Annotated in this window: 10 protein-coding genes; 1 reads left to right on the forward strand and 9 read right to left on the reverse strand. The window is 69.2% G+C overall.

What is annotated here, in order from left to right; translation table 11 throughout:
* Window positions 1–183: 183 nt before the first annotated feature.
* Window positions 184–3327, forward strand: a complete 3144-nt coding sequence (ileS, locus tag OHB13_RS08155) for an isoleucine--tRNA ligase (RefSeq protein WP_328376549.1) — start codon at window positions 184–186, stop codon at window positions 3325–3327.
* A 453-nt stretch (window positions 3328–3780) separates the two neighbouring features.
* On the opposite strand, the gene OHB13_RS08160 is transcribed toward ileS, so the two are convergent.
* The 9 genes from OHB13_RS08160 to ftsW form a co-directional block, all read right to left on the reverse strand.
* A complete protein-coding gene (locus OHB13_RS08160) occupies window positions 3781–5049 on the reverse strand; it encodes a DivIVA domain-containing protein (RefSeq protein WP_266857931.1) in 1269 nt (422 codons plus the stop codon).
* 49 nt (window positions 5050–5098) lie between these two features.
* Window positions 5099–5383: a YggT family protein gene (locus tag OHB13_RS08165; RefSeq protein WP_250303709.1), complete on the reverse strand. Its 285-nt coding sequence runs from the start codon at window positions 5381–5383 to the stop codon at window positions 5099–5101.
* A gap of 72 nt (window positions 5384–5455) precedes the next feature.
* The gene (locus OHB13_RS08170; protein ID WP_164264969.1) at window positions 5456–6070 is read right to left on the reverse strand and encodes a cell division protein SepF; all 615 of its coding nucleotides are present in this window, start codon (window positions 6068–6070) and stop codon (window positions 5456–5458) included.
* A gap of 140 nt (window positions 6071–6210) precedes the next feature.
* Entirely contained in the window at window positions 6211–6930 is a 720-nt protein-coding gene (locus OHB13_RS08175; RefSeq protein ID WP_266857929.1) for a YggS family pyridoxal phosphate-dependent enzyme, read from the reverse strand.
* Between the two features lie 6 nt (window positions 6931–6936).
* Window positions 6937–7698 (reverse strand): peptidoglycan editing factor PgeF, encoded by a 762-nt coding sequence (gene pgeF, locus OHB13_RS08180; RefSeq protein ID WP_328376554.1) that lies wholly within the window; start codon window positions 7696–7698, stop codon window positions 6937–6939.
* The gene (gene ftsZ / locus OHB13_RS08185) at window positions 7698–8906 is read right to left on the reverse strand and encodes a cell division protein FtsZ (protein WP_266857925.1); all 1209 of its coding nucleotides are present in this window, start codon (window positions 8904–8906) and stop codon (window positions 7698–7700) included. The genes pgeF and ftsZ overlap by 1 nt, the downstream gene beginning before the upstream one ends.
* A 274-nt stretch (window positions 8907–9180) precedes the next feature.
* Window positions 9181–9987, reverse strand: coding sequence for a cell division protein FtsQ/DivIB (locus OHB13_RS08190; protein WP_328376555.1), 807 nt, complete (start codon window positions 9985–9987; stop codon window positions 9181–9183).
* 17 nt (window positions 9988–10004) lie between these two features.
* Window positions 10005–11099, reverse strand: a complete 1095-nt coding sequence (gene murG, locus OHB13_RS08195; protein WP_266857922.1) for an undecaprenyldiphospho-muramoylpentapeptide beta-N-acetylglucosaminyltransferase — start codon at window positions 11097–11099, stop codon at window positions 10005–10007.
* Window positions 11100–11105: 6 nt separating this feature from the next.
* The gene (gene ftsW / locus OHB13_RS08200; protein WP_328376557.1) at window positions 11106–12434 is read right to left on the reverse strand and encodes a putative lipid II flippase FtsW; all 1329 of its coding nucleotides are present in this window, start codon (window positions 12432–12434) and stop codon (window positions 11106–11108) included.
* Between the last annotated feature and the right edge of the window lie 30 nt (window positions 12435–12464).

Below are 12464 nucleotides of genomic sequence, written 5' to 3' on the forward strand. Positions count from 1 at the left end.
AAGATCACCCCTGAGCCGTCGGAAGAAAGCCCGTGAGCCAGTGGACGGGGCGAGTAGAACCGGCACCGCGACCCCAATGAGGGGGCCACGGCACGACAGCCGGGGCCAAGGAGGGTGGTACCGCGGGAGCGACTGGGCTCTCGTCCCTCCGACGGAGAGAGAAACGTCCGTTGGAGGAGTTCGATGACACCGCCCCTGTACCGCCAGGTGCCCGCCCAGGTCGACCTGCCCGCCCTTGAGCACGCCGTGCTCGACTTCTGGCAGGAGGCACAGGTCTTCTCGAAGAGTCTGGAGCAGTCCGAAGGACGCCCCGAGTGGGTGTTCTACGAGGGACCGCCGACCGCCAACGGCATGCCGGGCGCGCACCACATCGAGGCCCGTGTCTTCAAGGACGTCTTCCCGCGCTTCCGCACGATGCGGGGCTACCACGTGCCGCGCAAGGCGGGCTGGGACTGCCACGGTCTGCCCGTCGAGCTGGCGGTCGAGAAGGAACTCGGCTTCACCGGCAAGCAGGACATCGAGGCGTACGGGATCGCCGCCTTCAACGACAAGTGCCGCGCCTCGGTCACCCGGCACACCGACGCCTTCGCCGACCTGACCACCCGGATGGGCTACTGGGTCGACCTGGACAACGCGTACCGGACGATGGACCCGTCCTACGTCGAGAGCGTCTGGTGGTCGCTGAAGGAGATCTTCAACAAGGACCTGCTGGTCCAGGACCACCGCGTCGCCCCCTGGTGCCCGCGGTGCGGCACCGGCCTCTCGGACCACGAGCTGGCCCAGGGGTACGAGACGGTCGTCGACCCCTCCGTCTTCGTGCGCTTCCCGCTCACCTCCGGGCCCCTCGCGGGCGAGGCCGCCCTGCTGGTCTGGACGACCACTCCCTGGACGCTGGTCTCCAACACGGCTGTCGCCGCGCACCCCGGCGTCAGCTATGTCGTCGCGACCGACGGCACGGAGAAGCTGGTGGTCGCCGAGCCTCTGCTCGAAAAGGCGCTCGGCGAGGGCTGGGAGACCACGGGCGAGCGTTTCACCGGCGCCGAGATGGAGCGCTGGACCTACCAGCGCCCGTTCACGCTGGTCGACTTCCCGGCCGAGGCGCACTACGTCGTCAACGCCGAGTACGTCACGACAGAGGACGGCACCGGACTCGTCCACCAGTCCCCCGCCTTCGGTGAGGACGACCTCAAGGTCTGCCGGTCGTACGGCCTGCCGGTCGTCAACCCGGTCCGCCCCGACGGCACGTTCGAGGAGGGCGTCCCGCTCGTCGGCGGTGTCTTCTTCAAGAAGGCCGACGAGACGCTGGTAGCCGACCTCCAGGCACGCGGCGCGCTCTTCCGGCACGTCCCGTACGAGCACAGCTACCCGCACTGCTGGCGCTGCCACACCGCGCTCCTCTACTACGCGCAGCCGTCCTGGTACATCAGGACCACCGCGGTCAAGGACGCGATGCTCCGGGAGAACGAGAAGACCAACTGGTTCCCGGACTCGGTCAAGCAGGGCCGCTTCGGCGACTGGCTGAACAACAACGTCGACTGGGCGCTCTCCCGCAACCGTTACTGGGGCACCCCGCTGCCGATCTGGCGCTGCGAGGACGACCACCTCACCGTCATCGGATCGCGCGCCGAACTGACCGACCTGACCGGCACCGACCAGTCGGAGCTCGACCCGCACCGCCCGTACATCGACGAGGTCACCTTCCCGTGCCCGCAGTGCGAGAAGACCGCGACCCGGGTCCCGGAGGTCATCGACGCCTGGTACGACTCGGGTTCGATGCCGTTCGCGCAGTACGGCTACCCGTACCGGAACAAGGAACTCTTCGAGCGCCGCTACCCGGCGCAGTTCATCTCCGAGGCCATCGACCAGACACGCGGGTGGTTCTACACACTCATGGCGGTCGGCACGCTGGTCTTCGACAAGTCGAGTTACGAGAACGTCGTCTGCCTGGGCCACATCCTCGCCGAGGACGGCAGGAAGATGTCCAAGCACCTGGGCAACACCCTCGACCCGATCCCGCTGATGGACCGGCACGGGGCGGACGCGGTGCGCTGGTTCATGGCGGCCGGCGGCTCCCCGTGGGCGGCCCGCCGCGTCGGCCACGGCACGATCCAGGAGGTGGTCCGCAAGACCCTCCTCACGTACTGGAACACGGTGGCCTTCCAGGCGCTGTACGCCCGTACGTCCGGCTGGGCCCCCTCGGCCTCCGACCCGGCGCCCGGCGACCGCACGGTCCTGGACCGCTGGCTGCTCAGCGAGCTCAACGCGCTGGTGGACCAGGTGACCAAGTCGCTGGACGCGTACGACACCCAGCGGGCCGGCAAGCTCCTGTCGGCCTTCGTCGACGACCTGTCGAACTGGTACGTGCGCCGCTCGCGCCGGCGCTTCTGGCAGGGCGACGCTGCGGCGCTGCGCACGCTGCACGAGGTGATCGAGACGGTCACCGGGCTGATGGCGCCGCTCACCCCGTTCATCACCGAGCGGGTCTGGCAGGACATGATCACCCCGGTCACCCCGGACGCCCCGGAGTCGGTGCACCTCTCCAGCTGGCCGAAGGCCGACCTGGCGGCGATCGACCCGCAGCTCTCGCAGCAGATGGCGCTGGTGCGGCGCCTGGTGGAGCTGGGCCGTGCGACGCGCGCCGAGTCGGGCGTCAAGACCCGCCAGCCGCTCTCCCGCGCACTGGTCGCGGCGGCAGGGTTCGAGTCACTGACGCCCGAGCTCCGCGCCCAGATCACCGAGGAGCTGAACGTCTCGTCCCTGGCCTCGCTCTCCGAGGTCGGCGGCTCGCTGGTGGACACCACGGCCAAGGCCAACTTCCGCGCGCTGGGCAAGCGTTTCGGCAAGGGCGTCCAGGCGGTGGCCAAGGCGGTGGCCGAGGCCGACGCGGCAGCGCTCTCGCTCGCGCTGCGCGAGGGCACGGCATCGGTGACGGTGGAAGGTGAGACCGTCACGCTCTCCCCCGACGAGGTGATCATCACCGAAACCCCGCGCGAGGGCTGGTCGGTGGCGTCCGACTCGGGCGCGACGGTGGCCCTGGACCTGGAGATCACCCCGGAACTGCGCAGGGCCGGGCTGGCGCGCGACGCGATCCGCCTGATCCAGGAGGCCCGCAAGAACAGCGGCCTGGACGTCGCGGACCGCATCGCGGTCCGCTGGTCGAGCACCGCCCCGGAGACCAGGGACGCCCTGACCGAACACGCGGGCCTGATCGCGGACGAGGTGCTGGCCCTGGACTACGCGGAGGGCGAGGGCGAAGCGCCCTACGGCGCCCCGTTCACGGACGAGGGCCTCGCACTGACGTTCCGCCTCCACAGGACAGAGGCGTAACACCCGCACCACCCCCGATGGGCCCGGCCGGAACTTCCCGGCCGGGCCCATCGGGCTTTTCGCGGAACGCAACCCCAGCCCCACCTCCAGCCCCTCCGGCGTCCAACTCGGACCCCCAACCCCAGCCCCACCTCCAGCCCCTCCGGCGTCCAACTCGGACCCCAACCCCAGCCCCACCTCCAGCCCCTCCGGCGTCCAACTCGGACCCCCAACCCCAGCCCCACCTCCAGCCCCTCCGGCGTTTGAGGAGCGGGGTCCGGGGCGGAGCCCCGGTTACGGGAAGGGGCGGGGAGGGGAGAACAGGCCCGCCGCAGGCGCCACCCACCCGCACCACCGAACGCACCCGCACCCACCGCACAAACCACCCACCCACACAAAAGGGCCGGGCCCCAGGGAAAACCCCGGGGCCCGGCCCTCAGTCTGCCGACCGTCAAGCGCTCAACGCACTCACGATCAGTTGTCGTCCTCGTCGATCAGGAACCCCCGCATGGGCGAAGGTGCCTGCTGCATCGGCTGCGGAGCCTGCGGCCGCACCGGCGCCATCGGCTGAGTCATCGCCGGCGACATCTGCTGCTGACCGCCGTACGACGGGGCACCGCCCATCGACGGCTGACTGCCCATGGACGGGTTCCCGCCCATGCTCTGCTGCGCGTGTCCCATCGCGCCCGCTCCGGCCGAAGCCATCGAGGGCGACGGCGGCAGCGAAGCGGTCGCCGGAGTACGCGGCGGGGCCAGCGAGTCGTCCGCCTGGGTCTCCAGCTGACGCAGCTGGCTCTCCAGGTAGGACTTCAGCCTGGTCCGGTACTCACGCTCGAAGCCACGCAGATCCTCGACCTTGCGCTCCAGCGTCGCGCGGGCGGACTCCAGGGAGCCCATCGCCACGCGGTGCTTCTCCTGAGCGTCCCGCTCCAGTGCGTCGGCCTTGGCGCGGGCATCCCGCTCCAGCCCCTCGGCACGGCTCCGCGCCTCGCCGACGATCTTGTTGGCCTCGGAACGGGCCTCCGCGATCGCCTGGTCGGCCGTCTGCTGCGCGAGCGAGAGCACGCGGGCAGCGCTGTCGCCGCCGGGGCCCTGCTGCTGCATCTGCGGGGGACCGCCGTGGCCGCCCATCGGACCGCCCATGGGGCCCTGTGCGAGCTGCCCCTGACCGCCCATCGGACCCTGCTGGCCCATCGGACCCTGACCCATCGGACCCTGCTGGCCCATGGGACCCGGGCCGAGCTGACCCTGGCCGCCCATCGGGCCCTGCTGGCCCATGGGACCGGGGCCGTGCTGACCCTGCGGGCCCGGACCGTGCTGACCCTGGGGACCAGGGCCGTGCTGACCCTGCGGACCCGGGCCGTGCTGACCCTGGGGACCGGGGCCGTGACCGCCAGGACCTGCAGGCAGCTGGGGCTGACCGCCCGGCAGTTGGGGCGGACCCATCTGCGGCTGCTGCTGGCCCTGCGGTGGACCGGATATGGCGGCGGGCACCGGAGCGTTCGGACCGCCGCGGCCGTCCTGCTGCTCGGGCGGCTTGCGCATGCCCTGCTGCTGATTCTGCGCGGCGGCACGCGTGGCGGCTGCCAGCTTGGCGCGCAGATCCTCGTTCTCGCGGAGCAGTCGCGTCAGTTCGGCTTCGACCTCGTCGAGGAAGGCATCGACCTCGTCCTCGTCATAGCCTTCTCGGAGGCGGACGGTCGTGAACTGTTTGTTCCGCACGTCCTCGGGGGTCAGCGGCATCTCTTCTTCACCTCTACGTAGTCGTCGGCAGTCGGCAGGACCGAATCGTTCACACCCGGCTCACAATGCTGATCAGGATGTAGACGATGATCATCAGAACGAAGAAGGACAGGTCGAGTGCCACGCCCCCGAGACGCAGCGGCGGAATGAACCGCCGCAGAAGCTTGAGCGGTGGATCGGTGACAGTGTAAGTGGCCTCCAGAACGACCACCATCGCCTTGCCAGGTTGCCATGAACGGGCGAACTGGAAGACGTAGTCCATGACAAGCCGGAAGATCAACACGATGAGGAAACACATCAGCGCGATGTAGACCACATCCAATGCGATGCCCATCTAACGCTTCCCTCTCCCCTGACGTTCTCGTCTTCCGGCCTCCCGGCCGGGGTTGTACCCGGTGTCTCGTTCTCAGCTCTGGTTGAAGAAACCGCCCTCTGCGATACGGGCCTTGTCCTCCGCCGTGACATCGACGTTAGCAGGCGACAACAGGAACACCTTCTGCGTCACCCGCTCAATGCTGCCATGCAGACCGAAGACAAGTCCTGCGGCAAAGTCGACAAGTCGCTTCGCATCCGTGTCATCCATCTCGGTCAGATTCATGATCACCGGAGTGCCCTCACGGAAGTGTTCCCCGATGGTACGGGCCTCGTTGTAGGTCCGGGGGTGCAGCGTGGTGATGCGGTAGGGCTCCCGCTCGGACACAACCTTGGGCATGATCACCGGGGCGTTCTTCTCCATACTCGGGCGTTCAGGTGTGATGGACGCCACGGGGGCGATTCGGGCGGGTCGTCCGCTTTCCGCCGGTAGCGCAACAGGCTCGCGCTGGGCGGGCGGTTGCACCATTCGCACCGGTTCGTCCTGCTGGGACTGGTGCGACTGATGCGGAGGTTGGTGTCGCCGTCGGTCCCTCTCGGGCTCGGGCTCGGGTTCGAACTCGTCATCGGGGTCGAACCCCGGGCCGTCGTACCCATCGTCCTCCACGAGGCCGAGGTAGACCGCCATCTTGCGCATCGCGCCGGCCATGCTCTGAGTCCTCCGCTCTGTGGTGGATCGCCCTTGTGCCAATTTCGCAGCGTCACCAAGTGCCCGCGATCCACTGGGTCTGCCCGCCGATCGGCGGGAATGACCATATTTTCTGCTGTGGTCCGACTTGCTTCGCGACGTTACCCGAGCGGGGGACGGACGCCGAGTACCGCAGTGCCGACGCGGACATGTGTCGCACCCGCCTTCACTGCCTCTTCGAGGTCCGTACTCATCCCTGCTGACACCATGTTGGCAGCAGGATGGGTCGCGCGCAGGCGGGATGAGATTTCCATCAGCCGCTCGAACGCCGCCTGTTGCCGTCCCGCGTACGGTCCGGCCAGCGGTGCGACGGTCATCAGCCCGTCGAGCCGCAGTCCTGGCGCGGCGGCCACCGAATCGGCCAACTCGCCGACGCCGTCGGGTGCGACGCCGCCCCGCTCACCCCGCCCGCCGGCCTCCGCGTCGAGCGCGACCTGAACCAGGCAGCCCAGTTCACGGTCCGCCCGGACGGCGGCGGTTGAGAGAGATGTAACAAGTCTGGCCCGGTCCACCGACTGCACTACATCGGCATAACTCGCCACAGAGCGGACCTTGTTCGTCTGAAGCTGACCGACAAAGTGCCAGGAAAGCGACAGATCCGCACACTCGGCGGCCTTGGGCGCCGCGTCCTGGTCGCGGTTCTCCGCGACCTGCCGTACGCCGAGTTCCGAGAGAAGTCGCACATCGCTCGCGGGATACGTCTTGGTGACCACGATCAGGGTCACCTCCTCCCGCTCGCGCCCGGCGGACGCGCACGCGGAAGCGATACGTTCCTCCACGCGGGCCAGGTTTGCGGTGAGTTCACGCTTACGGTCCGTCATGCCCTATCAGTCCAGCCAGACATATCCGGCGAGCCGCCCGGTGGTGCGGTCGCGACGGTAGGAGAAGTGGTCGGTCGATTCCAGAGTGCAGACCGGCGAGTGCTGCCGGTCCGCGACGCCGAGCGCCGACAACTGGGCGAGTACTCCTGCGGTGACATCCACCGCCGGTGTGGACCAGCTCGTCTCCGACCAGGCTTCGGGAACGGTCCGTGCGACCTCGGCCCGCATATCGGCGGGCACTTCGTAGCAACGGCCGCAGACGGCGGGGCCGGTGCGGGCCGTGATCCGTGCGGGGTCGGCGCCGAGCGACACCATCGCGCCGACCGCGGCGGGGACCACCCCGGCGACAAGCCCGGGACGGCCCGCGTGCGCCGCGGCCACCACCCCCGCGACCGGGTCGGCGAGCAGTACGGGGACGCAGTCGGCGGTGAGCACCGCCAGCGGGACCCCCCGGCGGGCTGTCACGACGGCATCGGTGGCGGGGATTTCCGCACCGTCGCCGAGTGTTTGTGCCCAGGGGCCGTCGACCACGGCGACCTCGCGCCCGTGCACCTGGTTCATCCAGACGACCCGCGCCGGGTCGATGCCCAGCGAGCGCGCCGCGAGTTCACGGTTCGTCACGACCGCGGCCGGGTCGTCGCCGACCGCTCCGCCGAGATTGAGCTCATCGTACGGAACGGCGCTCACCCCGCCCCACCTGTCGGTGAAAGCGAAGTGCGCGCCGTTCGTGGACATCGCGGTGTCGTACGCGGTTATGGGACGCCGCATCACTTCAAGAAGTCCGGTACGTCCAGCTCTTCGGCCTGGCTGTCCTGGTACGGACGGGCCGGCGGGACCTGCGGCGGGGCGACCGGCGCTGCCGGGGCCTCGTTCACACGCTCCGTGTCGGCCGGTGCCGGAGTCTCCTCGCGCTGGGTGACCGCACCGAGACCGCCGAGCGAACGGGGCGTCTCCGCGGCCCGTACCGGAACGGGCTCCTCGCGCTTGGCGGTGCCGGAACCCGTGGCGCTCTCCCGGCGGGTCGGCGGCTGTCCGCCGTCGAAGCCGGCCGCGATGACCGTCACCCGCACCTCGTCACCGAGCGCGTCGTCGATGACGGCGCCGAAGATGATGTTGGCTTCGGGGTGGGCCGCCTCGCTGACCAGCTGTGCGGCCTCGTTGATCTCGAAGAGACCGAGGTCCGAACCGCCGGAGATGGAGAGCAGCACCCCGCGTGCGCCGTCGATGGACGCTTCGAGCAGTGGCGAGGAGATCGCCATCTCTGCCGCGGCCACCGCGCGGTCGTCGCCGCGGGCCGAGCCGATCCCCATGAGCGCCGATCCGGCCTCGGACATCACGGACTTGACGTCGGCGAAGTCGAGGTTGATCAGGCCCGGTGTGGTGATCAGATCGGTGATGCCCTGGACACCCGACAGCAGGACCTGGTCCGCCGACTTGAAGGCGTCGAGGACGCTGACCTGGCGGTCCGAGATGGACAGCAGGCGGTCGTTGGGGATGACGATGAGGGTGTCGACCTCTTCGCGGAGTTCGGCGATGCCGTCCTCCGCCTGATTGGCGCGGCGCCGGCCCTCGAAGGTGAAGGGACGGGTGACCACGCCGATGGTGAGTGCGCCCAGTGAACGGGCGATGTTGGCGACGACGGGTGCGCCGCCGGTGCCGGTGCCGCCGCCTTCTCCTGCGGTGACGAAGACCATGTCGGCCCCCTTGAGGACCTCCTCGATCTCCTCACGGTGGTCCTCTGCCGCCTTGCGCCCGACTGCCGGGTTGGCCCCGGCGCCGAGGCCGCGGGTCAGTTCACGGCCGACGTCGAGCTTGACGTCGGCGTCGCTCATCAACAGGGCCTGTGCGTCGGTGTTGATCGCGATGAACTCGACGCCCTTGAGGCCGACCTCGATCATTCGGTTGATGGCATTGACACCACCGCCGCCGACACCGATGACCTTGATGACTGCGAGGTAGTTCTGCGGTGCTGCCACGTCGAAGGCCTCTCGCCTCGAGTTACGTGTCGCCGCTGCGCGCTTGCCGCGTCGCGACGACGGATGCCGATGGGACGGTCCGAACGCCGACCCGAACCCTAACTGTGAAGTTCAGGGTTACCAGTGTGTCTGCTCCTTGGACTCTCCGAACAGGACACTAAGTCGACAAGTGGCGCACGTTCAATGAACACGCCGAACCTCCCGTTTTTCTTTTCACCCTATGTGATCAGCCGTTGCGCTGACCAACCAGGGTGCTGGCCAGCAAGGATGTGCGTCAACTCCCTGACACCGCAGGGGCGGTGGGGGCGCTCACGTCGAAGTGCGCCGCCTTGGGGGCTGCTTTCGTCAGCGCGGTGAGCGCGCGTGCCTTGGCCGCGCCGAACTCGCTGCTCCCCCAGGCCACCGTGCGGTGCCCGGTCAGCTCCAGCGAGATGGAGTCGTATGAACTGACCCGGACGAAAAGGGTGTCCCGGGCGACAGCGGAAGGAAGTTCTCCGGCGACCCGGACCGCCTCGACCCGCAGCCGGTCCGCGCCGAAGCGGCGGAGGCTCGGTGACTGACCGGCAGTCAATTCGAGGACCGGCACTCCACGGGGGGCGCTTTCCACTGTGGCGAAACGCACGCCCTTCGCGTCCACTTCTGTGAACTTACCGCCCGACTTCATGAGCAGTACCGGCTTTCGCTCGGTTACTTTCAAGCTGATGCCGTGCGGCCATGAACGGGCGACAACCACCGAGTCGATTCGGGGCAATTTCGTCCGAAGCCGGTTCTCCATCGCATCCGTATCGACAGAAATCAACGGATCGCCGATCGGAACGGCCGCGGCCGACTCCACCTGGTCCCGGGTCAGAACCCGCATCCCCGTGGTCCGAATATGCTCCACCCGCAGCCAGGAAGAGCCATAGAGCGCCCAAATGCTGCCGCCCAGCAGAAGCAACAGGACGACAAGCACCAGGATCACCAGCCGCCTGCCGCGCGGCCGGAGACGGCCGGGGGGCTTCCCCTGCCCCTTGGGGCGGCCGCGGCCGGACTCCGCCGCTGGATGGCGCTCACCGCGCTGTGCGGTCGTCGGTCCGGCCACGCTCGCTCCTTCGGGCGTCACGCCTGGCGGCGCGCCGCAATCGCCTCGTACACCATGCCGACAAGCAGATCATCGGCATCCCGGCGGCCGAACTCGGCGGCGGCGCGGGACATCTCGAACAGCCGGTGCGGATCGGCGAGAACCGGCAGGACGTTGCCCTGCACCCACTCGGGGGTCAGCTGAGCGTCGTCCACCAGCAGGCCGCCGCCCGCGTTGACCACCGGCTGGGCGTTGAGCCGCTGTTCGCCGTTCCCGATCGGCAACGGCACATAGGCGGCGGGCAGCCCGACGGCGGAGAGTTCGGCCACGGTCATCGCGCCCGCGCGGCAGAGCATCATGTCGGCCGCGGCGTACGCGAGGTCCATCCGGTCCACGTACGGTACCGGGAGGTAAGGCGGCATTCCGGGCATGTTGTCGACACGCGGCAGTTCGTTCTTCGGGCCGACCACGTGCAGGATCTGGATCCCGGAGCGCTGGAGCACCGGGGCGACCTGCTGGACCACCTCGTTGAGGCGGCGGGCCCCCTGCGAGCCGCCGGAGACCAGCAGCGTCGGCAGGTTGGGGTCGAGCCCGAAGGCGGCACGCGCCTCGGGGCGGACCTTGGCCCGGTCGAGGACGGCGATGGTGCGGCGCAGCGGGATGCCGATGTAGCGGGCGCCGCGGAGCTTGCTGTCCGGGGTGGAGACGGCCACGGCGGCCGCGTACCGGGAGCCGATCTTGTTGGCGAGCCCCGGTCTTGCGTTGGCCTCGTGGACGATGATCGGCACCCCGAGCCGCTTGGCCGCGAGATAGCCGGGCAGTGCCACATAGCCGCCGAAGCCGACGACGCAGTCGGCCCTGGTCCGCTCCAGGATCTGCTCGGCGGCCTTGATCGTCCCGCGCAGCCGTCCGGGGACGGTGATCAGCTCAGGCGTGGGCCTGCGGGGCAGTGGTACGGCGGGGATGAGCCCCAACTCGTAACCCCGTTCGGGCACGAGGCGGGTTTCGAGTCCGCGCTCCGTGCCGAGGGCCGTGATGCCCACGGCCGGGTCCTGCCTGCGCAGGGCATCCGCAAGGGCGAGCGCCGGCTCGATGTGGCCGGCGGTCCCCCCGCCGGCGAGTACGACATGCACCGAAATTCACCGCTCTCCGGACGGACGCTTCTTGACGCGCCGTCTCATCGACTTCCATCTCACCCCGGGCCTCCGCAAGGCCAGAGCCGTTCTCGCTGCGGGGTCCGACCGCGCAAAGGCGATCAGCAGCCCGACGGCGAACATGGTCGGCAGCAGGGCGGAGCCCCCGTAGGAGAACAGCGGGAGCGGGACACCGGCGATCGGCAGCAGACCGAGCACCGCACCGATGTTGATCACGGACTGGACCGTGATCCAGGTGGTCACACCTCCCGCTGCGTACCTCACGAAGGGGTCCTCCGTGCGTCCGGCCACGCGGATACCCGCATAGCCTAGAGCCGCGAAGAGGCCGAGTACTGACAGAGTCCCCGCAAGGCCCAGTTCCTCCCCGGTGACGGCGAAGATGAAGTCGGTGTGGGGCTCGGGGAGTTGGCCCCATTTCTCCACACTCGCACCCAGTCCGGATCCGAACCAGCCGCCGGACGCGAGCGCGTAGATTCCGTGCACCGCCTGCCAGCACTGGTCCTGCGGGCCCGGGTCGGTCGCGCCGATGCAGGCGAGCCTGCCCATCCGGTTCGGGCTGGTCTTGATCAGCAGGAACGTCATGAACGCCGCGATACCGAGCACCATCGCGAACATCCGGGTGGGCGCTCCCGCGAGCCACAGCAGCCCGAACAGGATCGCGGTGAGGATGATCGCCGTGCCCATGTCGCCGCCGAGCATGATCAGTCCGAGCAGCATGAAGGCGACGGGGACGAGCGGCACGAGCATGTGCTTCCACTGCGTGAGCAGCTTCTTCTCCTGCTTGCGGGCGAGCAGGTCGGCGCCCCACAGGATCAGGGCGAGCTTGCCGAACTCGCTCGGCTGGAGCATGAAGGGGCCGCCCAGCGAGATCCAGTTCTGGTTGCCGTTGACCGAACGCCCTATCCCCGGCACCTGGACGAGGACCATCAGGAAGACGGTGGCCGCGAGCAGCGGGTAGGCGAAGGCCCGGTGCAGCTTGACGGGCATCCGGGTCGCGATGAACGCGAGACCGCCGCCGAGTGCCGCGGCGAAGAGCTGTTTACGGAAGAAGAAGGAGCCGGGTTCGGAGATCTCCAGCGCCTTGATCATCGAGGCGGAGTAGACCATCACCAGGCCGAGCACCGTGATCAGGAGCGCCGACCCCACCAGCAGGTAGTAGGCCGTCAGAGGGCGGTCCAGGGTGCTCCGCGCCTGCTCGTAGGTGCGGCGCAGCTGGCTGCCGCCCGCGCCGCGCGGTGCGGAGCCGCGCCGGACCGCCGACGGGCGGCGCGCCGTCCCCGTACCGCCACGCCCGCCTCTGTCCTTGACCGGCATGCCTGTCCCCTCCACTCGTGCCCGGCTTCT

It is taken from the genome of Streptomyces sp. NBC_00440 (genome assembly GCF_036014215.1).
Lineage (GTDB): Bacteria > Actinomycetota > Actinomycetes > Streptomycetales > Streptomycetaceae > Streptomyces.